General features: G+C 56.8%; 27 protein-coding genes. 1 reads left to right on the top strand and 26 read right to left on the bottom strand.

Annotated elements, in window-relative coordinates; all coding sequences use genetic code 11:
* Positions 1-8 precede the first annotated feature (8 nt).
* From ACLM7Z_RS00910 to ACLM7Z_RS00980, 15 genes are all read right to left on the bottom strand, one after another.
* Positions 9-239, bottom strand: coding sequence for a DUF3343 domain-containing protein (locus ACLM7Z_RS00910; RefSeq protein WP_087020989.1), 231 nt, complete (start codon positions 237-239; stop codon positions 9-11).
* On the bottom strand, positions 239-1,384 hold the full coding sequence (locus ACLM7Z_RS00915) for an aminotransferase class V-fold PLP-dependent enzyme (RefSeq protein ID WP_087020991.1): 1,146 nt from the start codon (positions 1,382-1,384) through the stop codon (positions 239-241). Before ACLM7Z_RS00915 ends, ACLM7Z_RS00910 begins: the two co-directional genes overlap by 1 nt.
* Positions 1,381-2,325: a molybdenum cofactor synthesis domain-containing protein gene (locus ACLM7Z_RS00920; RefSeq protein ID WP_435645469.1), complete on the bottom strand. Its 945-nt coding sequence runs from the start codon at positions 2,323-2,325 to the stop codon at positions 1,381-1,383. Before ACLM7Z_RS00920 ends, ACLM7Z_RS00915 begins: the two co-directional genes overlap by 4 nt.
* Entirely contained in the window at positions 2,322-3,338 is a 1,017-nt protein-coding gene (locus tag ACLM7Z_RS00925; protein ID WP_087020998.1) for a molybdopterin-binding protein, read from the bottom strand. Before ACLM7Z_RS00925 ends, ACLM7Z_RS00920 begins: the two co-directional genes overlap by 4 nt.
* Positions 3,335-4,147 (bottom strand): selenium-dependent molybdenum cofactor biosynthesis protein YqeB, encoded by an 813-nt coding sequence (gene yqeB / locus ACLM7Z_RS00930; protein ID WP_087021001.1) that lies wholly within the window; start codon positions 4,145-4,147, stop codon positions 3,335-3,337. Before yqeB ends, ACLM7Z_RS00925 begins: the two co-directional genes overlap by 4 nt.
* Positions 4,144-4,749: a sulfurtransferase-like selenium metabolism protein YedF gene (gene yedF / locus ACLM7Z_RS00935; RefSeq protein ID WP_087021004.1), complete on the bottom strand. Its 606-nt coding sequence runs from the start codon at positions 4,747-4,749 to the stop codon at positions 4,144-4,146. Before yedF ends, yqeB begins: the two co-directional genes overlap by 4 nt.
* A 23-nt stretch (positions 4,750-4,772) precedes the next feature.
* On the bottom strand, positions 4,773-5,261 hold the full coding sequence (locus ACLM7Z_RS00940) for a GNAT family N-acetyltransferase (protein WP_087021007.1): 489 nt from the start codon (positions 5,259-5,261) through the stop codon (positions 4,773-4,775).
* A 13-nt stretch (positions 5,262-5,274) separates the two neighbouring features.
* On the bottom strand, positions 5,275-6,303 hold the full coding sequence (gene selD, locus ACLM7Z_RS00945; RefSeq protein ID WP_087021011.1) for a selenide, water dikinase SelD: 1,029 nt from the start codon (positions 6,301-6,303) through the stop codon (positions 5,275-5,277).
* A gap of 118 nt (positions 6,304-6,421) precedes the next feature.
* The gene (locus tag ACLM7Z_RS00950) at positions 6,422-7,207 is read right to left on the bottom strand and encodes a nitrilase-related carbon-nitrogen hydrolase (RefSeq protein WP_087021014.1); all 786 of its coding nucleotides are present in this window, start codon (positions 7,205-7,207) and stop codon (positions 6,422-6,424) included.
* Positions 7,204-7,932, bottom strand: coding sequence for a flavodoxin family protein (locus tag ACLM7Z_RS00955; RefSeq protein ID WP_087021017.1), 729 nt, complete (start codon positions 7,930-7,932; stop codon positions 7,204-7,206). Before ACLM7Z_RS00955 ends, ACLM7Z_RS00950 begins: the two co-directional genes overlap by 4 nt.
* An 80-nt stretch (positions 7,933-8,012) precedes the next feature.
* Complete coding sequence (locus ACLM7Z_RS00960) at positions 8,013-9,176, bottom strand: 6-phosphofructokinase (protein ID WP_435645470.1); 1,164 nt, start codon at positions 9,174-9,176, stop codon at positions 8,013-8,015.
* A 172-nt stretch (positions 9,177-9,348) separates the two neighbouring features.
* The gene (locus tag ACLM7Z_RS00965; protein WP_087021022.1) at positions 9,349-9,612 is read right to left on the bottom strand and encodes a metal-sensing transcriptional repressor; all 264 of its coding nucleotides are present in this window, start codon (positions 9,610-9,612) and stop codon (positions 9,349-9,351) included.
* Position 9,613: 1 nt separating this feature from the next.
* Positions 9,614-12,409 carry a heavy metal translocating P-type ATPase gene (locus tag ACLM7Z_RS00970; protein ID WP_273350381.1) on the bottom strand — a complete coding sequence of 932 codons (2,796 nt, stop codon included), beginning with the start codon at positions 12,407-12,409 and terminating at the stop codon, positions 9,614-9,616.
* A 177-nt stretch (positions 12,410-12,586) separates the two neighbouring features.
* Positions 12,587-13,126, bottom strand: coding sequence for a rubrerythrin (gene rbr, locus ACLM7Z_RS00975; RefSeq protein ID WP_087021028.1), 540 nt, complete (start codon positions 13,124-13,126; stop codon positions 12,587-12,589).
* A gap of 6 nt (positions 13,127-13,132) precedes the next feature.
* Positions 13,133-13,537: a Fur family transcriptional regulator gene (locus tag ACLM7Z_RS00980; RefSeq protein ID WP_087021031.1), complete on the bottom strand. Its 405-nt coding sequence runs from the start codon at positions 13,535-13,537 to the stop codon at positions 13,133-13,135.
* Between the two features lie 228 nt (positions 13,538-13,765).
* Between ACLM7Z_RS00980 and pap the strand changes: the two genes are divergently transcribed.
* Positions 13,766-15,244: a polyphosphate:AMP phosphotransferase gene (gene pap, locus ACLM7Z_RS00985; RefSeq protein WP_087021033.1), complete on the top strand. Its 1,479-nt coding sequence runs from the start codon at positions 13,766-13,768 to the stop codon at positions 15,242-15,244.
* 64 nt (positions 15,245-15,308) lie between these two features.
* Here pap and ACLM7Z_RS00990 read toward each other — a convergent pair whose 3' ends face one another.
* The 11 genes from ACLM7Z_RS00990 to ACLM7Z_RS01040 all read right to left on the bottom strand — a co-directional run bounded on the left by ACLM7Z_RS00990 (position 15,309) and on the right by ACLM7Z_RS01040 (position 25,052).
* Positions 15,309-16,193 (bottom strand): LysR family transcriptional regulator, encoded by an 885-nt coding sequence (locus tag ACLM7Z_RS00990; RefSeq protein WP_165761141.1) that lies wholly within the window; start codon positions 16,191-16,193, stop codon positions 15,309-15,311.
* A 189-nt stretch (positions 16,194-16,382) separates the two neighbouring features.
* The gene (locus ACLM7Z_RS00995; RefSeq protein WP_087021039.1) at positions 16,383-17,354 is read right to left on the bottom strand and encodes an aldolase catalytic domain-containing protein; all 972 of its coding nucleotides are present in this window, start codon (positions 17,352-17,354) and stop codon (positions 16,383-16,385) included.
* Positions 17,355-17,438: 84 nt separating this feature from the next.
* Positions 17,439-18,371 carry a translation elongation factor Ts gene (gene tsf / locus ACLM7Z_RS01000; protein ID WP_087021042.1) on the bottom strand — a complete coding sequence of 311 codons (933 nt, stop codon included), beginning with the start codon at positions 18,369-18,371 and terminating at the stop codon, positions 17,439-17,441.
* A gap of 83 nt (positions 18,372-18,454) precedes the next feature.
* A complete protein-coding gene (gene rpsB / locus ACLM7Z_RS01005) occupies positions 18,455-19,180 on the bottom strand; it encodes a 30S ribosomal protein S2 (RefSeq protein ID WP_087021045.1) in 726 nt (241 codons plus the stop codon).
* Between the two features lie 193 nt (positions 19,181-19,373).
* On the bottom strand, positions 19,374-19,700 hold the full coding sequence (locus ACLM7Z_RS01010) for a PRC-barrel domain-containing protein (RefSeq protein WP_087021048.1): 327 nt from the start codon (positions 19,698-19,700) through the stop codon (positions 19,374-19,376).
* 1 nt (position 19,701) lies between these two features.
* Positions 19,702-20,571, bottom strand: coding sequence for a polysaccharide deacetylase family protein (locus ACLM7Z_RS01015; protein WP_435645471.1), 870 nt, complete (start codon positions 20,569-20,571; stop codon positions 19,702-19,704).
* The gene (locus ACLM7Z_RS01020; protein ID WP_242969852.1) at positions 20,568-21,578 is read right to left on the bottom strand and encodes a M23 family metallopeptidase; all 1,011 of its coding nucleotides are present in this window, start codon (positions 21,576-21,578) and stop codon (positions 20,568-20,570) included. Before ACLM7Z_RS01020 ends, ACLM7Z_RS01015 begins: the two co-directional genes overlap by 4 nt.
* A complete protein-coding gene (locus ACLM7Z_RS01025) occupies positions 21,553-22,098 on the bottom strand; it encodes an N-acetylmuramoyl-L-alanine amidase family protein (protein ID WP_087021054.1) in 546 nt (181 codons plus the stop codon). The genes ACLM7Z_RS01020 and ACLM7Z_RS01025 overlap by 26 nt, the downstream gene beginning before the upstream one ends.
* A gap of 112 nt (positions 22,099-22,210) precedes the next feature.
* Positions 22,211-23,638 (bottom strand): 4Fe-4S dicluster domain-containing protein, encoded by a 1,428-nt coding sequence (locus tag ACLM7Z_RS01030; RefSeq protein WP_087021057.1) that lies wholly within the window; start codon positions 23,636-23,638, stop codon positions 22,211-22,213.
* Between the two features lie 149 nt (positions 23,639-23,787).
* Positions 23,788-24,498 carry a YjjG family noncanonical pyrimidine nucleotidase gene (locus tag ACLM7Z_RS01035; RefSeq protein ID WP_133058298.1) on the bottom strand — a complete coding sequence of 237 codons (711 nt, stop codon included), beginning with the start codon at positions 24,496-24,498 and terminating at the stop codon, positions 23,788-23,790.
* Positions 24,495-25,052 carry a FumA C-terminus/TtdB family hydratase beta subunit gene (locus tag ACLM7Z_RS01040; RefSeq protein ID WP_087021062.1) on the bottom strand — a complete coding sequence of 186 codons (558 nt, stop codon included), beginning with the start codon at positions 25,050-25,052 and terminating at the stop codon, positions 24,495-24,497. Before ACLM7Z_RS01040 ends, ACLM7Z_RS01035 begins: the two co-directional genes overlap by 4 nt.
* Positions 25,053-25,168 lie beyond the last annotated feature (116 nt).

Raw genomic sequence — 25,168 nt, forward strand, 5'->3', positions numbered from 1 at the left:
TATCCTCCTTATACTATGTGAATATCCTGCGGAACAACCCCGCCGTCCTGCATCACAGCGATCAGAATCTCTTTCTCCTCCGGTGCGGCAAGCCAGGACAGCCCGCACCCCGCCGTAATTTCACGCGGCACGGGAATCAGCCGTCCCGGTGCTCCTGCTGCATGACAGATCTTTTCCATTTTGAGTGCCATGGTTGTCGTTTCAAACGTGAGAATAAGCCGTGGTGGTTTCTGTCGCATCAGCTGTCCTCCTGTGTAAGTTCCGTCACCGCATCGACTGCGGCGCGCACCTCGTCTTCCGTGTTAAAATAGCTGAAGCTGAACCTCACCAGCCCACCGTGTTCCGTGCCGAACGCCCGGTGCACCAGCGGCGCACAGTGTGCGCCCGCACGCGTGCAGATACCGTAGTCCTGCATCAGCACATCGCTCACCTCGCCTGCATCCCAACCGGAAAGCCCCAGTGTGACAATCGCCGCACGGTTGTCCGTCGTCCAGTCGCCGTATACCATTACGCCATCCAATCTGCGTATTGCGTCATAAAACGCACGCGCCAGCGCAATTTCCCGCATATGAATGGCAGATGGGCCGGTTTTCATGACAAAATCCAGCGCCGCCGACAGTCCGGCAATGCCGGGCGTGTTCAGTGTGCCCGCCTCGAGTGCAGTCGGATAATCCGACGGATGCTCATGGGAAAAGCTGTGCACCCCGCTCCCGCCGACGCGCAGCGGAGCAATGCGCACACCGTCTGCCACGCACAGCACACCCGTACCCTGTGGGCCGAGAAGTCCCTTGTGTCCCGGCATGCACAGTGCCGAAATACCCATGCGCTGCATGTCGATGTCGAAGGCACCCGCACTCTGTGCGGCGTCCACAACAAATAAAATGCCGTGCGCGCGGCAATACAAACCGATTGTTTCAATGTCCATGACATTGCCCGTCACATTGGACGCATGTGCGCACACAACGGCGCGCGTATCCGGTCGGATGGCGGCGATGATATCCCGTTCCTCCACCCGTCCGGTCGTTCGATCCATCGGAACAATGGTCAGCTGCGCGCCGCACTGCTCTGCACGATACAGCGGTCGCAGAACAGAATTGTGCTCCGCCTCTGTCGTCACCACATGGTCGCCCGGACGGATCAGTCCGCCGATGGCGGTATTCAGCGCATCCGTTGTATTGAACATCATACAGACCCGCGTTGGGTCATTCACACCAAACAGCTCAGCCAGCTTTTCGCGCGCTTCATAGATCACGCGTCCGGCGGACAGCGTCGCCTCATGGGCACCGCGCCCGGCGTTGCCGAGATGCAAAATCGCATCCGCCACCGCCTGTGCCACCTGCGGCGGCTTGTGCAGACTGGTTGCCGCGCTGTCGAGATAAATCACCGCGCACACTCTCCTTCCGCCGACTTGAGCAGCGCGATTCCATGACCGAGTGTATCGATGACAAAACCGAGATTTTCCGCCGCGCCCTTCGGGCTGCCCGGCAGATTGACAATCAGCGCGCGGGCACGGATCCCGGCAGTTGCCCGGCTGAGCATGGCGCGCGGCGTGATGGCCAGCGAGCCGGCCCGCATCGCCTCTGCGATGCCGGGTGTCCAGCGTGTAAGCACAGATTCAGTCGCCTCCGGCGTGACATCGCGCGGCGCAAAACCTGTGCCGCCCGTGGTCAGAATCAGATCTGCCCTGTCCTCATCGCACAGCATGCGAAGCGTCTGTGCAATGGTGTCAAAATCGTCAGGAATGATCTGTGTATGCACAATATGATATCCATGGTTCTCTGCCAGCGCGCATACAGCCGGCCCGCTTTTGTCCTCGCGCAGACCTGCTGCGCCCTTGTCGCTGATCGTCAGCACTGCCGCACGCCAGATGACCTGAACGGTGTCCCCGACCGCGACACTGCCGCCGCGCAGCACGCGCGCAAATACGCCCTCCTTCGGCATGATGCACTCACCCATGCGCTGTGCAATCTCACAGGAGGAATGGCAGGTCTTGCCGATCTGTGTGAGTTCCAGCAGGGCACTGCCGCCGATGCGCAGCTGACAGCCGACTGGCAGCGTCTTCAAATCCAGCCCGGACACCGCCAAATTTTCGCCAAATGCGCCCGGAATCACACCCGCACCGCGCGCATTGAACGCGTCGATGCTGTCCTGGCTGAGCAGGCTGACCTGTCTGTGCCAATTTCCGCCGTGTGCGTCACCCTCCAGACCGAAGTTTTCCACCAGCACACCGCTTTCGATATTCTGTTTTACCGTACCGCGCCGCTCACTGCGGCAGACCGAAGTAATCACTGCCAACGCATTGTCCTCCAACGATTCTTTGTTCATCCGCCGAAACCGCACGCCGGATATGTGCAGGTTTCGCAGCCTTCACACAGGCCGCCAACTGCCTGTGCAACGATATCTTCGCGTGTGATGCGCTCGCCCGCCAGCAGGCGCGGCACAATCAGGTCAAAAATCGTGCGGCGCGCAAACATGACACAGCCGGGCAGGCCGACAACCGGCACCTCACCCGCATAGGCGAGCATAAACATCGCGCCCGGCAGCACCGGTGCACCATAGCTGACCGGCTCCGCCACCCGGCGGATTGCCGCAGGCGTGCGGTCATCCGGGTCGACCGACATGCCGCCTGTCACTTCGACCAGTGTCGCGCCCTGTGCGATAAAATCGATAATTGCCTGTGCAATCGCCTCTTCCTCATCGCCGGGGAACACCTGCCCGATGACCTCGGCGCCGCATTCTGCCGCCTTTGCGCGCAGCACATCGCCAAAGCTGTCCTTGATGCGCCCCGACTGGATTTCCGAGCCGGTAGTAACGATGCCGATTTTCGCCGGCTTCAACGGCACGATTTCCATCACAGGTGCGTGTGCGGCACAGATTTCCTCAAACCGCTGTACGGTTTCCTCTTTGACCGCGAGCGGGATGACGCGCGTACCTGCGACCTGCTTGCCCTTGCGGATCAGTCGGTCGGGGCGGATGGTGGCAAGACAGATCTCCGGGTCACGGCACAGATCATAAACCGCCGCGCGGTCGATTTTCAAAATGCCATCGCAGTCCGCCTTTAAATTGATTTTCCCCTCACTGGGTGCGCCGCCGCTGATGTTGGCACCGCATACCGCGCGCGCCATGCGCGCCGCCGCGTCATTTTCATGCACATAACCGTCGCCCAAATCCCAGACATACAGGTGGCGCTTGCCCATGTCGAGCAGATGCGGGATGTCCTCCTCCGTGACAATATGCCCCTTTTTGAACGCCGCACCCTTGCGCACGCCCGGGATAATTTCCGTCAGATCATGGCAGAGCACCATGCCGACCGCTTTTTCCGTTTCAATCAGCTTCAAAAAAACTGCACTCCCTTCTGTCTGCCGAGTACGAGCAGCGCTTCCATTACACCGCCCGCGATACACCGCGCTTTATCTGAAATCGTGACGCAGTTGTTTTTCTGCTCGCCGCGCGGGTCAATATCCGCGAGCTTCATGCCCTTCGGCACATCAAAGCCATCGCGCAGGATGCCGCGCAGCACACCGGTCAGGCTTGCATATACCGGTGTTTCTCCCACATAGCCGAGCACCTCGCCCTGTTCCACCTCGTCACCGATGCGGTGTACACCGCGCATGATTCCCGCCGCGGGCGAATGCATGACGCGTTGTGCGCCAAAGCCCTTGATAAGGCCGGGAACACCGGTATTCGGCAGCGCCTGCCCATCATAAATCGGGCGGCCGAGATTGTGCCCGCGCATGGTCTCAATCACGGCATGACAGTCATCCGGCGCGGTGAATCCAGGGCCGAGTGCCACGACAACAGGCGCCATATCTGCTCGCGTGCCGCAATTGCGCTTTGCAATAATCGCGTCGACCAGCGCCGCAGGCTCCAGCTCCGCAAGGCAGTCCGCCTGCTCATCGATGAGCAGCGGAATCTCACCGCGTGCAATCACTTCCCATGCCTGTGCAGGCGTGTCGATGCGGCGGCAGGTGATACCCTCCACCGTCTGCGAGCCGTCATAGACCGCCTCGCAGAACGCGGCCAATCGCCGGATTGCCGCAGGCTGGCGGCATTCCAGTGCAAGCACGGCAATGCCGCAGCGGTACAGATGTGCCAGCACGCCGCTGGCAAGATCACCTGCGCCGCGCACAACGACCAATCGGCTCACGGGCGGATCACCTTGCCCGCCTGGCTCATGGTTTCACAGATCACGTACATATTGGTGACGCTGCCGACTGCCAGTTTTTCAGTCAGTCCGTAAAAATTCAGGCAAGTGCCGCAGGTCAGCACCTCACAGCCCGCCTCTTCCAGCTTTTTGAGGTCAGCAATGGTCTCCGGCACCTCGCTGGACAGCTTCGCGCCGCCGTTATATAACAGCACGGTGTCCGGGACGGTATCCATCTGTGTCAGCGCAAATACAAAGCCCTTCATGAGCGCATGACCCAGCTCGTCATTTCCGCTGCCTATCGTATCAGAGGACAACACGACAACGGTTTTGCCGGATGGTGCGGGCTGGCAGGACGTCGGTTCGTCCGCACGAATTTCCGTCTGTGCGCCCATCGTGATCTCGACAAAATAAGCTCCGTCCTCTGTCGCGCCGTCTGTCACAGCACAGTGCTTCTGCTGTGCCATCTTAGTCAGATTCTGTACGGCAATTTCGTTGTCAACCAGCACGCGGATGATCTCGCCCTCCGCCGCCTGCGCCATCGCCTTTTTTGCCTCCACAACCGGAAGCGGGCACGCCATGCCCTTTGCATCTACTGTCGTCATCCTGTATGTCTCCTTTTTCAAAATCAGTCCTGTGCCTGTGCGGCGGCAGCCTGAAGCGTGTCGCCTGCCAGACGATAGGTTGTCCAGCCGTTCATCGGAACAGCACCAAAAGACCGGTAAAAATCAATGCTCGGCTGGTTCCAATCCAGACAGCACCATTCCATGCGCCCACAGCCCTGCTCTGCGGCAATCTTTGCCACCTGCGTGAACAGTGCCTTGCCATAGCCCTTTTTGCGGTGCTCCGGCAGCACGAAAATATCTTCGAGATAAATGCCTGCGCGCCCGACAAAGGTCGAGAAATTATGGAAAAACAGCGCAAAGCCGACTTCTGTTCCATCCTCCATCGCAAAGATGACCTCTGCGCTCTTCTTTTCAAACACCCATTCGCGCAACAGCGCTTCGGTTGTCACGACTTCATCCGACATTTTTTCGTATTCGGCAATGCCCTTGATAAAAAACAGAATTTTATCGACGTCGTCCTCCGTCGCATATCGAAACTCAACTGGATTCATAAAAAAACTCTCCTTATTTTGTCACAATGATATCACAATCCATACGCGGTACAATGCTGCCGATGATGCCGCAGCGCAGACCGAGCGCACGGATCTCCGCCAGCAGGGCTTCCGCCTGCCGCTCCGGCACGCTCATGAGCAAACCGCCGGAGGTCTGCGGGTCAAACAGAACTTCCTCCAGCGCAAAGTCATCGACCGCAAACCGTACCTTTCCTTGCAGGAAATTGCGTGTGCGCTGTGCCGCCGCGGTCAGCAAAAATTCCTCCGCACATTGGCGCGCGCCGTCCAGCATCGGGACACTGTCCGCACGCACCACCGCCGAATACGCCGGTTGGATCATCTCGCGCAAATGTCCGAGCACGCCGAAGCCGGTCACATCCGTGCAGGCGTGCACTTCATACGGCATCGACGCTTCACACGCCCAGCGATTGAGCGTCGTCATCGACTGCACTGCCGCATCAAACCATTCCTGTTTTGCCTGTCCGACGCGGTTTGCCGTCATAATCAGCCCCACACCCAACGGCTTGGTTAAAATCAGGCAGTCGCCGATGCGGCACGTATTATTCGTGCGGATTTTGTCCGGGTGCACTGTGCCCATGACCGACAGGCCGTATTTGACATCGCTGTCCGCAATGGAATGTCCGCCGACCAGACTTGCGCCCGCCTCGCGCACCTTCTCACTGCCGCCCGTCATAATGGCGCCCAGAATATTCAAATCCATGTTTTCCGGGAAGCAGACGATGTTGAGTGCGGTTTTCGCTGTTCCTCCCATCGCCCAGATGTCACTGAGGGCATTGGCCGCCGCAATCTGTCCGAACAGATATGGGTCTTCCAGCATCGGCGGGAAAAAGTCCAGCGTCTGCACGACTGCAATGTCATCTGTCAGCCGATACACAGCCGCATCGTCCGATGATTCACAGCCGACCAACAGCTGTTCATCGGTCGGTTTGGGCAGCCGGGACAGCACGCGCTCGAGCACGGCTGGACCGAGCTTTGCCGTACAGCCGCCGCCTTTGCAAAACAGCTTGTTTGTTTGTTCCATTTCGTTCTCCTTTGAATAGAATCACGATATTGCAGTATTTCTCTATTATCATACCGCATCTGCGCACATCCCGCAATCATTTCGACAGCAAAACAGCCGCCTGTAGCCAGACGGCTGTTCATCCAATCGGCACGCGATCATGCAGTGCCGGAAATCTTCTGCGAAAGCGCTGCGCTTCGTTGAGATCGAGCTCTGCCACCAGTATCTGTTCCGCTTCGTCCGCTTCTGCGAGCACCGTTCCATCCGGCGCGACTGCCATGCTGTGCCCGGCACCGACTGTGCCGCCGCAGTCACCGGTGTGGTTGCACGCCAGCAGAAAACTCTGATTTTCCAGTGCCCGCGCGCGGCAGAACAGCCGCCAGTCGTCCAGCCGCTGCTGCGGCCAGGCGGCTGTCACCGCGAACAGTGTTGCGCCGTTGTCCACCATGCGCCGAAACTGTTCCGGAAACCGCAGGTCATAGCAGGTGGACAAGCCCACAATGCCATAGGCGGTAAACACCTCGCCCGTATGCCGGCCGGGTGTGAGCAGCATGTGCTCCTGTGAATCATAACCGAACAGATGGATTTTGCGATAGCTGCCGAGCAGATACCCGTTTGCATCGAGCACAGCGGTGGTATTGTACCGTTTCCCATCCGGCGTGCGCTCGACAAAGCTGCCTGTCACAATATGGCTGTGCAGCCGCCGCGCCCACGGCGTCAGGCGGGCAATCGTCAGCCCGTGCAGCGGTTCCTCTTCCTGTGCATAGCGGTCATAATTGCAGAACCCAACGCCCCACAGCTCAGGCAGCATAATAAAATCAATATCCTGACCCTCCAGACCGGCGAGCAGGCGTTCCACACGCAGCCAGCGTTCGGCAGGTGTCTCGCTGTCACAGACACAAAGCTGTATGAGTGCCGCTTTCATTTCAAGTCCTCCGGTGTCCGGTCAACCGTATCCCACGGGCGCGTCTTTTCGAGCCAGCCCTGTACGCCCCAATATTCGTGGTCAATCGGTGAAAGGCTGTGAATCTTATATGCCATGCGCAGCAGCTCGAATCTGCGCCGGATGTCGCCCGACGGCACAACCGCGCTGCCTCCCGCGCCGATTTTTTCTGACAGGCGCGCAACATCGCGGTCAATGCTCCGTTTGATGCCGGCAGGAACGCCGTTCCAGTCAATCGCACGCACTGCCTTGCCATAGGTCCAGATTTTTCCTACACCCCAGTACGACAGGGAATCCGTCATGTCCTTGAGCGTCGGCTTTATGCCGCCGCCCGCCGCTGTTGTGATTGCAATGGCCTGTTTGGTAAACATCGTCGGGGACGGACGATGCACCATCCAGCGATATGCCATATGGTCAAGCATATTTTTCATCGATCCTGTGACATGGAACACATTGGTCGCACTCGCCAGGATAATCAGATCCGCCTGATCGAGTGCGCGCACAATCGGCTCAACATACTGCCGGTGCGGGCAGTACCGCGCGCTCTGCATAAAGCAGACGCCGCAGCCTGTGCACAGTTCCGGCAGTGCGGACGGCAGGTAAAATTCCCGCACCTCCCCGCCGCATGACAACCGCGAGACAAATTTCTGCGCGATATGCCAGGTGCTTCCATGGCGCTGTGATCCATAAATGAGCGTGATGTTCATACCAAAACTCCGTCGACCGGCAAGGGCTGCCCGGCAATTCCTGCCGGACAGCCCCCCCTTGCTTGCTACATCAAAAGGAATCAGTCTTCCTTCTTGTCCTTATCCTTTTTATCCTTCTTATCCTTATCTTTTTTGTCCTTCTTGTCCTTTTTATCCTTCTTGATCTTCTCATCACCGAAGCTGATGCCGATATCGCGCGCTGCCTGTACCAGGTCGTTGTCAACCGGTACGGTCTTCAGCTTGCCTGCGACCTCACTCAGCGGGACTGCAACAATCTGGTCGTTGCGGATCGCTACCATGTTGCCGTACTGCTTGTGCTTAATCAGGCGGGCGGCGCCGGTGCCGAGGCGGGTGGTCAGGATGCGGTCATAGGCATCCGGTCCTCCACCTCTCTGGAAGTGACCCGGATTGACGACACGGATCTCCTGTCCGCATGCCTCGCCCAGCTCACGCGCCAGTCGGAAGCTGATGGACGGGTCGGTCATCTGCGCACGCGCCGCCTTGAATTCCTTCTTGGACATCTGCGCCTCTTCCTGCGAGATCGCGCCCTCTGCAACCGCCACGATGGTGAACGAATGACCATTCTTGCGGCGTTCCTCCAGTTTGGCGACAACCGACTCCAGATTATACGGGATCTCCGGAATCAGGATAATATCCGCGCCGCCTGCAATACCTGCGGTCAGCGTCAGCCAGCCCGCACCGTGACCCATGATTTCAACCAGGAACACGCGGCTGTGCGACGTCGCGGTGGAATGAATCTTATCAATGACATCGGTTGCAATGTCCATGGCGGTCTGATAACCGAAGGTGACCTCCGTGCCCCACAGATCGTTGTCGATGGTCTTCGGCAGGGAGATGACATTCAGTCCCTCCTCACGCAGGAGGTTTGCGGTCTTGGTGGTGCCGTTACCGCCGAGAATAACCAGGCAGTCCAGCTCCATCTTTTGATAGGTAGCGATCATCTTGGTGACCTTATCCACGCCGTTCTCGTCCTTGTCGCGCATATTCTTAAACGGCTGGCGGGAGGTTCCGAGAATCGTGCCGCCGATGGTCAGGATACCGGAAAAATCACGCGGAGACATCAGGCGCACATCGCCTTCAATCAGGCCCCGATAACCGTCGCGGAAACCATAAATTTCAACTTCCTTGCCATATTCCTCGTAAAGCGCCTTCGCAACGCCGCGCAGGGTAGAGTTCAGACCCTGGCAATCGCCGCCGCTGGTCAGCATGCCGATGCGTTTCATGATTTTGCCTCCTCGATTTTCTGTGTTCATCTCCACAGGCTGCGCATCCTTGCTCCCATACGCGCTGTGTCTGCTTTACCGGAGATGATTATTGTTTTTATTATATCAAACTTCCCCTGTTATCGCAATGTATTTTTCGCAATTTGCACAAGCGGATTCCGCTTTTTACCTGTTACCTGGAAAGCTTATCAATAAGAGCCATAATCTCCTTCATTTTTTCTTCTCCGGTACCATTTTCCATGGCATCGAGGACACAGCCCTCGAGGTGGGCGCTGATGATTTCGCGGTTTGCGCGTCCGAGCACTGACCGCGCCGCCATCACCTGATTGGAGATATCAATGCAGTATGCGTCCTCGTCGATCATGCGCAGAATGCCGTCAATCTGTCCGCGCGCGGTGCGCAGCAGGCGGCTGACGTTTTCTTTGTCCGCGCGCATCTCAGCCGCGCTCCGTTCCGGTGACGGTATATCCTGCGTCCGCCACTGCCTTCTGTGCGGCCGCAAGTGCCGCATCACAGTCGCCGGAAAGCTCGAGATAGGCCGCGTTATCCTCCAGCACGACCTTTGCCGAAACACCGTCCAGCGCGTTGAGTGCATCGCTGACGCGTCCGACACAGTGCATGCACATCATGCCGTCAATTTTCATCGTTGCCTTCTGCGGCGCATCCTCCGGTTCCACACCGGTGACGGTATAGCCCGCATCGGCTACTGCCTGTTTCACCGCCGCAAGTGCCGCATCACAATCGCCGGAAAGCTCAAGATACGCCGCGTTATCCTCCAGCACGACCTTTGCCGAAACGCCGTCCAGTGCGTTGAGCGCGTCGCTGACATGTCCCACACAGTGCATGCACATCATGCCGTCAATTTTCATCGTTGCCTTCATTGTCTGACTTCCTTTCTCTGTTGTCATTGCTTCTGTTTGTGTCTCTATTGTTTGGGGTTCTGATTTCGCATCTTCCTGTCCGGCGCGCGCCAGCGGGCGGAAGCCGCGCAGGCGGAGCGCATTGGTGACAACACACACACTCGACAGGCTCATCGCCGCCGCCGCAAACATCGGCGTCAGCCGCCAGCCGAGCGCGGCATAGAATACACCGGCCGCCAGTGGAATGCCGACGGAATTATAGAAAAATGCCCAGAACAAATTCTGTTTGATATTGCGCAGAACCGCACGCGACAGGCGGACAGCATCTGCGACATCACGCAGGTCGCTGCGCATCAGGATGACGCCCGCGCTGTCAATCGCGACATCTGTGCCCGCGCCAATGGCAATACCGACATCGGCGCGTGCGAGTGCGGGCGCATCGTTGACACCGTCGCCGACCATGGCCACTTTTTTGCCTGCACTTTGCAGCGCGGCAATGTGCGCCTGCTTGTCCTGCGGCAGAACCTCCGCTTCCACTGTGTCAATGCCGAGCTGATGCTGAATGGCAGTTGCCGTCACGCGATTGTCACCCGTCAGCATACGCACTTCCAGCCCAAGGCCGCGCAGCATACGGATGGCCTCTGCACTCGACGGCTTGACCGTATCCATGGCCGCCAGCACACCGAGCAGACCATCTTCCCGCGCAAAATACAGCGGCGTCTTGCCGCCTCGTGTCAGCGCGTCCACTTCCGACGCCACATCGGAAAGATTAATGCCGTTTTCCTCCATCAGCGCCGCATTGCCCGCCAGATACCGGTGTGTCCCCAGTGTAGCCGCGACACCGCGCCCGAAAATCGGCTCAAACGAGACAACTTTTTCCGGCTGAATGTGTTTCTCTTCCGCATACCGCACAACCGCCTCTGCGAGCGGATGCTCACTGTATGCCTCGACCGATGCCGCAATGCGCACCAGCATGTCCTCCGTCACCAGTCCGGTGAGCAGCACATCGGTCACGCAGGGGCGTCCTTCCGTGATCGTACCGGTTTTATCCAGCACAACGGTGTCGATGCTGTGCAGCTCCTCCAGCGCTTGCGCCGATCGGAACAGAATGCCGTTTTCCGCTCCCTTGCCTGTGCCGACCATGATGGCGACCGGCGTCGCAAGACCCAGCGAGCATGGACAGCTGACAACCAGCACGGAAATGCCGATAGACAGCGCAAATTCCGCCGTCGCACCGCACAGCAGCCAGATACCTGCCGCTGCGAGTGCAATTGCCATGACTGTCGGGACAAACACGCCCGCAATGCGGTCTGCCAGCCGCGCAATCGGCGCCTTAGATGCCGCCGCTTCTTCAACCAGACGGATGATCTGCGACAGTGTGGTGTCCGCGCCGACGCGCTGGGCACGAATTTTCAAAAAGCCCTTGCCGTTCACCGTCGCTGTCACAACCTGGCTGCCAATGGTCTTTTCCACTGGGATGGATTCCCCTGTGATCGCCGATTCATCCACGCTCGAGCTTCCCTCTTTGACAATGCCATCCACCGGGACGCGGTCACCCGGACGCAAAACAACAACATCGCCCGGATGCAGTTCGTCCACACCGACCTCTATCTGTCTGCCATCGCGCTCGACCAGCGCCGTCTGCGGCGCGAGCTTCATGAGCGACTCAATCGCCGAGCCGGTCTTACTGCGCGCGCGCACTTCGAGATACTTGCCGACGGTAATCAATGTCAGGATCGTTCCGGCGGATTCAAAATACAAATCCATGTGGTATTGTTCAACCAGCGCCATATCCCCGGCACCCAGTCCGACACCCATGCGGTAAATGGCAAACACGCCGTAAACCAGTGCGGCGGATGCGCCGACTGCAATCAGTGCATCCATATTGGGCGCGCGGTGCCACAGCGTTTTAAAGCCATTGATAAAAAAAGCGCGGTTGAGATAGACAATCGGCAGGCACAGCAAAAACTGTGTCAGCGAATATGTGATGGCGTTTTCAAGCCCGAGGAAAATCCCCGGCAGCGGCAGCCCCATCATATGCCCCATCGAAAGGTACATCAATGGAATGAGAAACGCAATCGACCAGACCAGCCGTGTTTTCATTTCCTTCTGCTGCTGTTCCAGCGGGTTGGCCTGCTGTTCCGCAGCACCCGTTGTACCCTCTTCTTCCGCGCCATAGCCCGCGCGCGCCACCGCCGCGCAGATTTCTCCGACACTTGTCGCTGTATCATCAAAAGAAACAATCATGCGGTTCATCATCAGGCTGACATCCGCCTGCCGGACGCCCTCGACTGCGCGCACTGCCTTTTCGACATGTGCCGAACAGGCGGTGCATGTCATGCCGGTCACGCGGAATTTTTTTTGCTGAACCATTGGCTCACCTCCGTTACGCAATGCCCTTACACCCCCAGGGGGTGTCCCTCTGTGCGTTAGCATACCACAACTTCTCCCATCTGTCAATACTCCCAGTTTTCCTCCCCGATACGGTTTTATGCCACAGGACGAAAAAAGCGGCGGAAGCCTTCGCTTCCGCCGCCTGTATGTCACGAATCAATAATTTTCTGCCTTGACCTCAAAATACGCCTGCGGGTGTGCGCAAACCGGGCAAACCTCCGGTGCCTGCTTGCCGACAACGATGTGTCCGCAGTTGCGGCACTTCCAGATCGCGTCGCCCTCGCGGGAGAATACCACGCCGTTTTCAACATTCGCCAGCAGCTTCAGGTAGCGCTCCTCGTGCTCCTTCTCGATTGCGCCGACCTGCTCAAACAGGAATGCAATGTGGTCGAAGCCCTCTTCGCGCGCTTCCTTTGCAAACGTCGCGTACATGTCCGTCCACTCGTAATTTTCGCCCGCAGCAGCGTCCTTCAGGTTGGCAATCGTGTCCGGAATTGCGCCGTCATGCAGCAGCTTGAACCAGATCTTTGCATGCTCCTTCTCGTTTTCCGCGGTTTCAAGGAACAGCGCAGCAATCTGCTCATAGCCTTCCTTCTTCGCCTTGGATGCATAGTAGGTGTACTTGTTTCTCGCCTGCGATTCGCCTGCAAATGCGGCGGCGAGGTTTGCTTCTGTTCTCGAGCCCTTTAACTCCATCGTGATTCATCCTTTCTCTGCTTGTGTTTTCTGTCGGTTTTCCTGATCCGCACACGTCGGGCACAGGCCATACAGAACCAGCTCATAGCCGGTGCAGCAAACACCGGGCAGTGCCCGGAACTGCTCGGCCAGCGGGCGCTCCGGCCAGACATCCACGACCTTGCCGCACCCGGTGCAGATCATATGCTCATGATACTCCATCGTGCAGTCGAAATGGTCCGAATCTCCGGGCACGACAACGCGCCGGATCATATTATTTTCCGCCAGTTGGCTGAGGTTGCGGTATACGGTTGCAAGACTGATCGTCGGTTCTTTCTGGCGCACCTGCTGGTACACGGCATCTGCCGTCGGGTGCCCGTTTGACTGGTTCACAGCTTCCCGGATCAGCTCTCTCTGCCTGGAATATTTCACCCGTTCACCTCACTTTTCAGTCAATATCAATAACAATTCTTATATTTGAATTATACCAGTTTTGGTATCATATTGCAAGCACAACCACATGCTTCCCCGTTCATTTATCATTATGCACAAACATTGCCCGTCAAATTGTATAGATTGCAGATGAATTCCGTGCCATTTTCTGTTATACTGGATACAACAGATTTGTTATATTTCATCACAACGACGGGAGGGTATTGTATGCTGAACAGTATTGATTTTAACCGCCGCATGACGGACGTTGAGTACCGCCTGGAAACCAAAGCGGTGCGCGGAGAGCTGGCAAATTTACAGCACCGGATGAAAGAGAGCAAGCTGCCCGTCATTGTTCTGTTTGAGGGATGGGATTCCTCCGGCAAGGGCAGCATGATTGCGAACATGATCCAGACGCTCGATCCCCGTTTCTTTAAAGTCCACAATACCAAGGACCCGACACCGGAGGAACAGCGCCATCCATTCCTGTGGCGGCATTGGCTGCGCACGCCGGAAAAAGGCAAGATGGCAATTTTTGACGAGAGCTGGTATCCCGAGGTGTCCCGTGCCCGCATTGAGAGCAACCTGAGCACAGAAGAAGCCTACAGCCGCATGGAAAGCATCAACACCTTTGAGCGCCAGCTGTCACAGGACGGCTGCCTGATTATCAAGTTCTTCCTGCACATCTCCTGTAAAGAACAGGCCAAGCGCCATGCCAAGCTGATGGAGGACAAAAACACGCGCTGGCGAGTCACAGAGCGCGACAAATTCCGCAATAAGCATTATAAAGAATATTACCGCGTCTACGACGAAATGCTCGAAAAGACCAACACGGTCTTTGCGCCTTGGCATGTCATCAGTGCACACGAACGCCGCAGCGCCATGAACGAAATTTACAGCATCATCGTCGATTCCATCCGCACAGCGCTCGACAAGCCGAAGATCATCGTCCCATCGGAATACCAGTCACAGGTACACACCTTCCATCTGGTCAAAAAGCCGAAACTGGATGAGGTTCCGCTGTACCGCCGCATTGAAGAGGACAAATACCGCACGATGCTGCGCCATGAACAGAAAAAACTGTCCAAGCTACACAACATCGTCTATCGGGAACGCATCCCGATTATCATCGCCTATGAGGGCTGGGATGCCGCGGGCAAGGGCGGCAACATCAAGCGCCTGACCTCGGCGCTCGACCCGCGCGGCTATGAGGTAATCCCGATTGCATCCCCCACACCAGTGGAAAAAATGCACCACCATCTGTGGCGCTTCTGGCAGAACCTCCCGAAGGACGGCCACGTTGCCGTGTTCGACCGCACCTGGTATGGACGCGTCATGGTAGAGCGTCTGGAAGGCTTCTGCACAGAAGAAGAATGGAAGCGCGCCTATCAGGAACTGAACGAATTTGAATATGAGCTGGAGAAATGGGGCGCCATCCTCATCAAATTCTGGCTGCATATTGATTCGGATGAGCAGCTCCGCCGCTTCACGGAACGGCAGAATACACCGGAAAAGCAGTGGAAGATCACCGACGAAGACTGGCGCAACCGCGAAAAATGGGATCTGTACGAAACCGCCGTCAACGACATGATCCGGCTGACCTCCACGGAGTATGCACCGTGGACCATTGTGGAATCTCAGGACAAAAAATTCGGACGCATCAAGGCAATCCAGACGCTCAACGACGCCATTGAAGCGCGCCTGTGATGCCAAAACCAGCAGAAAAGCCCATGCCAGCCGGCATGGGCTTTGTTTGTACCTGCAGCACAGATTATCGTCCGCCGAACATCTTCCCGTACTGCGAGCAGACCTCGATAAACTGTTTCATGCTCTTGCCGAGGTATTTGTTCTTGTGCCAGACAATGCTGAACTGGCGGTTGAGCTCGGCATCCGCGACATGGATTTCCGTCAGCGCACCCGAACGCAGGCGGTCAGATGCCAGGCGGCGCGAAATGACCGTCATGCCGAAGCCCATCTCCACGCCGCGCAGGATGGCTTCGCTGTTGTTGCACACCCATTGCGTGTTGATGTGCGGCATAACGCTCTCAAACACCTCGCGTGTACCGCTGCCCTCTTCGCGCAGAATAAACGGGATCTCCTGCAAATCCGCCAGACGGACAGATTTTTTTGCACCAAATGGATTTTTGTCGCGCGCGCAGACCAGTGCCAGCGGATCGTTCATCATGAACTGCGTCACGAGGTCAGGGCTGGTGATTTTGCCCTCGACCACTGCGACATCCAGCTCACTCTTGAGCAGCTGCTGTTCAATGACACGCGTATTGTCTACAACAACCTTTGGCGGCTGATTCTGCGTTTCTGAAATATACCGCTGTAATACACCTCCCAAAATGCATGTACCGACGGTGACCGTCGCGCCGACGCGCAGCATGTCGGTTTCATCCGCATTCCGGAGCCGCAGCTCCATGGCATCATACATCGACAGTATGTGCCGGGCATATTCGCACAACTGCGTTCCGGTCGGCGTAATATACAGCCGCCGTCCCAGGCGCTCAAACAGGCGCACACCATATTGTTCCTCAATTTCTCCAATTGTACCGCTGACAGACGGCTGTGCAATGTGCATCTTTTTCGCGGCTTCACTCATACTTCCACAATCCGCTACTGCCAGAAAGATCCGCAGATTTCGCAAGGTCATTCCCATGTCCTCCTCTGTTTATTGCATGACAGAAAGCCCGTGTCCGGCATCCCCTATATGGGTATATTATACCGCATATGGAAGTTTTGTACAATATATTTTTGTTATATATTTTGCTTTTTGTGCAGATGCACGATGCACAAAAAAAATCCGCCGGGTTGTTTTCCCCCCAGCGGATTTGATTTGCAGTTATTCCTGATCGAGATCGAGGTAGAAGCGCTCGAAATCGTAGCGATGCTCCTTGGAGAACGCGATCGCAGAGCGCGGATGCATGTTCAGGCGTCCGGTCAGCAGGTATGCTGTATTATAGCCCCAGACAATGCCCTCTTCACGCAGCTTCAGCATGTGCTGCTCGATGAAGTGCAGCACCGGGCAGAGCTGGTACTTCGGGTTCTTCAGGAAGCCCATCAGCTGCTCCATCATGCAGTTGCCTGCACCGCGGCCCATGCCGTTCATCGTCGCATCCAGCATGCTCACACCACTCGCACATGCCTCGATGGTGTTGGCAAATGCGAGCATCTGATTATTGTGCGCATGGATGCCGACCTGCTTGCCGTACTGATCCATCTTCTCCAGATACATCTCGGACAGCGCGCGAATTTCCTCCGGATACAGCGAACCATAGCTGTCGACCAGATAGACAGCGTTTGCGGAGCTCTTGCCGATCATATCCAGTGCTTCCTTCAAATCCTCACGGTGTGCCTTGGAAACCGCCATGATGTTGCAGGTAGTCTCATAGCCCATCTTCGCACAATGCTCAATCATTTCGATGGCCGCCGGCATGGTGTTGATATAGGTTGCAACGCGGACAAGATCAATCGGGCTGTTGCTGCGCTCGACAATGTCGCGCTTGTAGTTGGTGCGTCCGACATCCGCCATGACCGCAATTTTCAGATCGGTATCGTTGTCGCCGACGATATCATAGATATCCTCATCGCGGCAGAACTTCCACTTGCCGAACTCCTCCGGGTCAAACAGATCAGCCGATGCCTTATAGCCGAATTCCATGTAATCGACGCCAGCTTCCTGATTTGCCTTGTACAGGTCACGGACAAACTCGTCGGTGAAGTAAAAATTGTTGCACAGGCCGCCGTCGCGGATGGTCGCGTCCACGACACGGACATCCTCACGGAATGTCATCAAATTTCCTCGTTTTGCCATTGCCTTGTTCCTTTCTGTGCCGCTTACAAAAACAGCCTCCTGCAAACGCAGGAGGCTGAATCGCATATCAGCAATATACTCTGATTACTTTGCCATAGATGCAACTTCTGCTGCGAAATCGTCCTGCTTCTTCTCGATGCCTTCGCCCTTCTCGAAGCGGGTATACTTCGCCAGCTTGATGGAGCCGCCCAGCTCCTTGGCTACAGCTGCAATGTGCTTCTCAACGGAAACCTTATTCTCCTTGACAAATGCCTGCTGGAGGAGGCAGTTTTCCTCGTAGTACTTGCCAATGCGGCCCATAACCATCTTCTCGATGATCTGCTGCGGCTTCGGCTTAGCAGCGGTCTTGTTCTCCTCGAGCGCCTGTGCCAGCAGGATTTCCTTCTCCTTATCCAGCGTAGCCTGGTCAACATCGGACTTGTCCATGAACAGCGGGCGCATTGCAGCAGCCTGCATGCCGATGTCCTTGCCCAGCTCAGCGACAACCGGGTTGCCCTTCAGGTTGTCGGAGACTTCCAGGCCAACCAGAACGCCGATGACGCCGCCCATATGGGTGTAGCCAACATTTACGGTGCTGTCGTCGTAGCGAACGAAGCGGCGGATCTGAAGGTTCTCGCCGATGGTCAGAACCTTCTCCTGGAGCGCGCCCTCAACGGTAACGTCGCCCATCTTGCAGTTCTTCAGAGCCTCGACGTCTGCCGGATTTTCCTTGATAACAACCTTTGCAACGTCGGATGCAAACTGCTGGAAATCAGCGTTCTTTGCAACGAAGTCGGTCTCGGAGTTTACCTCAACGATTGCAGCAGCGCCGCATGCGTCGCAAACCTCGATGCAGACAATGCCCTCAGCAGCGATACGGCTTGCCTTCTTGGCAGCCTTTGCGAGGCCCTTCTCGCGCAGGATTTCAATTGCCTTGTCGAAATCGCCGTCAGCTTCCTGGAGTGCCTTCTTGCAGTCCATCATACCAACGTTGGTCTGCTCGCGCAGTGCCTTAACATCCTTTGCAGTAAATGCCATGATGTAATTTCCTCCCTGTTATTCGTCTGGTGTGTGAAAAAAGCCCGCCCGTTCAGCGCGGCGGGCTTTTCTATATTTGGTTCTTATTCAGCAGCCTTTGCTTCTTCCTCTTCGGAAGCGAGCTGTTCGCCCTGCTTGCCTTCCAGGACAGCGTTTGCCATGGTGGAAGAGATCAGCTTGATGGCACGGATTGCGTCGTCGTTACCCGGGATGACATAGTCAACTTCGTCCGGATCACAGTTGGTGTCGACGATTGCGACTACCGGAATCTTCAGCTTGCGAGCCTCAGCGATTGCGTTCTTCTCCTTGCGCGGATCAACAACGAACATAGCGCCCGGCAGCTTCTTCATATCCTTGACGCCGCCCAGGTACTTCTCCAGCTTTGCGATCTCGAGCTGAAGCTTGATAACTTCCTTCTTCGGCAGAAGATCGAAGGTACCGTCTTCCTGCATCTTCTTCAGCTGGTTCAGACGAGCGATACGGGTGCGCATGGTGGTGAAGTTGGTCAGCATGCCGCCCAGCCATCTTGCGTTGACGTAGTACATGCCAGCGCGCTCAGCCTCTTCGCGGATAGCGTCCTGTGCCTGCTTCTTGGTGCCGACGAACAGGATGGACTCACCTGCTGCTGCGGTATCACGAACGAAGAAGTAAGCTTCTTCCAGCTTCTTAACGGTCTTCTGCAAGTCGATGATGTAGATGCCGTTTCTCTCGGTGAAAATGTACTGCGCCATTTTCGGGTTCCATCTTCTGGTCTGATGACCGAAGTGCACGCCTGCTTCCAGCAGCTGCTTCATAGAAATAACTGACATTGAAATGTCCTCCTTAGTTTTTTCCTCCGCATCGTTCCTTTTCGGCGGCGACCCCGTTTCCGGAGCACCACGCCGCGTCTCCCGATGCGTGTGTATTTTTCATACTCGTTGATTTTACCATACCGCCGGTCGGAACGCAAGAAAAACTTTTGCTTTCGCGGCAAATTTTACAGTTTTCTGACAGTCGGCCGCATCAGTCGCACCGGTGCTTTTCGTGCTCCCGCGGTGGGCAGCACTCCTGCGGGCAGAAGCTGGTCAGAATAATATCATCCCCGATGCGGCGGATGGCCTCCCATGGAATAACGCAGTCGTTCCGCTTGCCCAGAAAGCCCAGCTTGCCGCGCCCGGGCACAACAATGGCGACCAGGCGGCCGGTACAGGTGTCAATTTCCACATCGCTGACAAAGCCAAGCCGGCTGCCGTCGCCGATACAGATGACTTCCTTGCACCGCAGATCGACAATGCGGCAGCACGACCTGCACCGGTTGTCATCGCAATGCCGTTTGTCCTCACAACGCATTTCAATCCCCCTTTTCCGCCTGGGCGAGCAGACCGCTCCAGAACTGTTCGCTCGTCATGCACCCGTCGCGGTTGCACCGGCGGATACCGGTCAGGCATGCCGGGTCACGCGTAATATGCGCAACGCCCTCCTCACAGCTCAGTGTGGCGACAAAACCGTACTGCTTTACCAGCGCATCCGTTTCATCATTGCATGCACCGTAAGGATAGGTATAGCAGACCGGCTCCGGAATTTCCAGTGAGACAAACAGCTCCTGTGCCCGCCTGGTGTCGCTGAGAAAAGTTTCCTGATAAGACGCCTTGTCTTCGCCGCTCTTGCGCAGGCAGCCGCGGCGCGGGCTGAGTGAATGGAAATCATACGAATGGTTCTGTATCTCCATCACGCCGGAATCCGACATCTCCTTGAGCTGTGCGCCCGTGCAGTACGACCAGACCTCATGTCCGGTGTCATCGCTCGCGGTAAACTGTTCGGTCAGCGTGCCGACCGGTGACAGCACCGCCCGCATGCCATACTGTTTCAACAGCGGATAGGCATTGCTGTAATTGTTGTAATAGCCGTCGTCAAATGTCAGCATTACCGGCTTTTCCGGCAGCGCCGTGCCTGCTGTCACATAGGCGACGAGATCCGTAACCGTGACGGTATGATACCCGCGCTCCGACAAATACTTCAGGTCGTTCTCCAGCATGGACGGGGAAATGACATACTGTCCCGGTGACTTGCCCTCATCCGTCACGCTGTGGTACATCGCAACCGGTATGGAAATCACTTCCGATACCGCCGAGGCCTGCTGTACGTTTCCGTGCGACACGCAGATGCCCGCCGCAGCCAGCAGGCAAATGAGCAGCACGGCTTCCCACCTATGTCTCTTCACCCTGTCCCCTCCTCGAAGGCATACCGCCGGGTATACTCGCCGTCCTCCGCTCGCACGGTCTCGCAGGTATGCTTTGCCAGCAGCTGCATGAGCGGATACAGGTTCACCCAGATTTCATTGTCGGATTCAAACTGGCTCTCGTCAAAAATCAGCTCCAGACCGATGTGCAGATGCGGCGTGACAATATTGCTGACATTTTCCGTTGCGGAATATCCGGTACGCCCCATATAGCCGATGACGTCACCCGCCGTGACGCGCTGCCCCTCCGCAAGTCCGGCGGCATATGGGCGGTCCTGCCGCAGGTGCGCATAGTACCAGTACCGCCTTCCATCATCACTCCGGATGCCCACGCGCCATCCGCCGTACTGATTCCAGCCGAGCATCGCAACGGTTCCCGACTCCACAGCGACAATCGGCGTACCAGTCAGCCCCATCATATCGTGCCCCAGATGCCGACGTTTATACCCATAGCTGCGCGACGCGCCGAAATCGTCCGATTCACTGTAAGAAAAGCCCTTCGCAATCGGACAAAATGCTTTCAGCCCGTATTTGTACTGCCAGACGGTATTTCCCGCATCATCGGTCTGCTGCTCGGAAAAATCACCGAGCAGGCCATCCAGCACCGCGCCATAAGCTTCACGATAATAGGAAAAATATTTCCCGGCCTCCGCCGCGCTCTGTCCGCACTCCATTTCCGCAGCAATGGCGTCCAGATCCGCCGACCTGTACTGCGACCAGTCCCCGCCATACCGGCAGGCGAGCGCAGACAGCAGATCCACCCAGCCGACCTCGCCCTCCGTGCGCACATCCGCCTCCCATGCGCGTTCCAATGCCGCAGCAGGCACATCAAATTGCACATAATGGATATAGTCGCCCGCCGGTACGGCGGTGTCCACAGACATGCGGTATCCCGCAAACACCAGAAGTCCGGCAGCTGCCACAGCTGCGACCGGCAGGAGCCAGCTCCGCAGCCGCACCACGTTACGGCTGCCGGAACGGAACGGCAAAGAAATCCGCAACCGATGCAGACAGATTGCGTGCAATGTCGCGGATATTGCCGCGAATCCAGTTCGCGTCGTCCGGATTGTCGTGGTATGCAATTTCCACCAGCACACTCGGGGCAGTGGTGCGGCGCAGCTCCGCCAGACGTGTCGTCGGGATGATATCGACCTTCTGCGGCGTCGGGGAAATCAGGCTGAGATTGTTCGCAATGATATCCGCGGCGCGCTGCCCCTGTGTGCTGCCTGTGTAATAATATACATCTGTGCCGCGCAGCTGTCCCGCCAGTTCTTCCGGCGCGGCGTTGGAATGCAGCGCCAGATGCAGCTGTGCGCCCGCTTCATTGGATTTCTGCGCACTGGTCAGCGCTGTGTCCTCCGGCGTATTGCGGGCGACGGTAATTCCGGATGCCTCCAGATAGGGAACCATGGCATCCGCAATCAGATTCATATAATATTCTTCCGACCCATTCCCATCATAGAACAGGTTGTATTCCTGTGTTGACGGGCTCAAAAAAACAATCGGCATTGTCCTGCTCCTCTCTTCCAAATGTCATCTCCCCTATCCTATGCACCAGACAGCTCGCTGAATACAAAAAAACCGCCGGGAGCAGCACTCCCGGCGGTTCTGATGATCTGATTTAGAATTTGGTCTCGTAGCTGCCGACCGACATGTTGATGCCTTCCTTGCGGCTTTCTTTACCGAAGTTGTCGACAGTCAGCTTATCCTTCGGCGTATGGCTGATGGTGCCCGCACCGTTGATGCAGCCGCCCTCACACGCCATGCCCTCGATGAAGTTCTCTGCGAGTTTGCCCATTTTCGCCTTGAGCAGCGCAACCTTGCACTGTTCGATGCCGCTGCACACGGCAACCTTCGGCTCGAAGTCGATGTTCTGCTCCTTAATGCTCTGCGCAACCGCCTCGGTCAGACCGCCGGAACGCGCAAAGATACGGCCGAAATACGATGCATCGTCCGTCGGCAGTTCGCCCTGCTCCTCCGGCGGAAGGCCTGCCGCATCCAGCAGCGCCTGAAGCTCCTCGAATGTGATGACGCAGTCAATCCAAGGCTTGACGGTGTCCAGCTTCTGCTCGTATTTCTTCGCGGTGCAAGGCCCGATAAAGACCGTCTTGACCGGCCACGCACTGTTTTCCTTGATGTATTTGCCCAGCTCTGCCATTGGAGACAGGTTGTGCGAAATATGCTCCGCCATTTCCGGCACATGCTGCTTGATATAGCGCACGAATGCCGGGCAGCAGGACGACGTCAGGAAGCCCTTTTCCGCCAGCTCCTTTGATTCCTTCTTTGCAACCATGTCCGCACCGAGTGCCGCTTCGACAACGTCGTGGAAGCCGAGATGGCGCAGTGCCTGCTTGACCTGTCCGACTGTCGCGCCCTTGAACTGAGAGGCAATGGCCGGAGCAACAATCGCAACGGTGTAATAGCCGCGGTGATCTGCCTGCTGGATGAGCTTGATCGCGTCTACCATATAAGAATTATCGACGACCGCACCGAATGGGCACTGGCTGACGCAGGCGCCGCAGCTGATGCACTTGTCGTAATTGATCTCCGCCTTCTGCTGGTCGTTCATCTTGATCGCACCGACCTTGCAGCTGCGCTCACACGGACGGACATTCTCAGTAATCGCACCGTACGGGCAGACCTTTGCGCAGCGTCCGCAGTGAATGCACTTGTCCGGATCAATCTTTGCGCGTCCGTCATCGCCCTTGCTGATCGCACCGCGCGGGCAGACCTTCATGCAGCGGTGTGCCAGACAGCCGCGGCAGGAGTTGCTGACCGAATAACGGTCGACCGGACATTCGTCACAGGCGATATCGATGACCTCGATGACATGGCTTCCGCGTTCGCCGCCGAGGGCGTTATGTACACGCTCACCGACAATCGCGCGCTCCTTATAGACACAGCAGCGCATGGTTGCCTTTTTGCCCGGAATAACCTCCTGCGGCACGGTATAATAACAGTCGTCCAGCCTCTCCTGCAATGCATGCTCTGCGACGGCGCGCAGAACCTTATATTTTATTAACTGTACGTCGGTTTCAAAGCTTCTCATGAACAGTTCTCCCTTTCCCTGCATTGGAAGTTTGTCTTATTCTTAACAAAATGTATTGTATCGTAACAAAGGTTGGTTGTCAATCTCACCGCTCTCTGTCTGCGGCTTCGAAAATGATAATGTTTTGTGTATGCTTTGAGAACGTGTTTTTATTTTTCCAGCCCGAGTGCAAGCGCCAACGCGGAATAATCATTCACCTCTTTGGCAACCTGCATAGTTTTCGGACGTTCTTTTGTGGGATTATACCAAATCGTGTCGATGCCAAAATTTTCTGCGCCCCGGATATCCGCCTCGAGCGAATCTCCCACCATGACGCATTCGCGCTTATCCGGGCAGCCCAGTTCCGCAAGGGCGAGCTGAAAAATTCCGGCAGCCGGCTTGCCGACACCCGCCCGCTGGCTGGTAACGACCGCATGCGTATATTCCAGCAGACCGGCACACTTCAGCCGGTTGTATTGCGTCAGATCGGAGCCGTTGGTCAGCACGCAGACGCGGTACTGGCGATAGATGCGCTGCCACAGCTCACGCGCGCCGTCATACAGGATATCGCCCTCGGCAATGCGCTGCACATTGTACGCGGCCACCTGTTCCGCCGTGACGCCGTCCGGAAAGGTGCGCCCCAGCTGTGCCATCAGGCGGCGGAAGCGTTCGGGACGCAGCTGCTCATGCGTCAGCCTGCCCTCTTCCAGTTCCTTCCACGCCGCCTTGTTTACCACACGGTAGCGCTGATACATGTCCTCATCCGCCTCAATGGAAAATTCCTGCATGGTGCGGAAAAACGCGCGGCGCTCACAGGCCGGGAAGTCGAAAAATGTCCCATCCATGTCGAGCAGCACGCAGCTCCAGCGCGTCCTGCTCACTCTGCTGTGCGGAACTGCGCAATGCCGGTGGCATATAAGCTGCCGCCCTGCGCATCCATCGATACGATTGCCGGGAAGTTTTCCACGGTCAGGCGCTTGACCGACTCGCAGCCCAGCTCGTCATAGGCGACAACCTCGAGCGACTTGACCGAATCGGCAATGACCGCGCCCGCGCCGCCGATGGCGACCATGTACACACAGCCATATTTCTGCATGGCATCGTGTACCGCCTGATTGCGCACGCCCTTTCCGATCATGCAGACCTGACCCTTTTCAATCAGAGTCGGGGAAAACGGATCCATGCGTCCGGAGGTTGTCGGCCCACAGGAGCCGATGACCTGTCCCGGCTTTGCCGGCGTCGGACCCGCATAGTAAACAACAGAATCCTGAAGGTCGAACGGAACTGCCTCGCCCGCTTCAAGTGCCGCAAGAATCTTCTTGTGTGCCGCATCGCGCGCCGTATATACCGTACCGGTCAGGGAAACCGTATCACCTGCCCGCAGGATGCCGACATATTCGCGCAGCTGTGATGTATTCAGATCATAATGTGCCATTTGATAAACCTCTTTCCTGTTGGTTCTCGTTTCATTATATCAGGGAAACCGGTGAAATACAACTGAAACGCACAGAATCTCGTGCATGCGCTTGCAATCATCCGGACGCAGTGCTA

The sequence above is a fragment of the Butyricicoccus porcorum genome (assembly GCF_051246315.1).
Taxonomy (GTDB): Bacteria; Bacillota; Clostridia; order Oscillospirales; family Butyricicoccaceae; genus Butyricicoccus_A; species Butyricicoccus_A porcorum.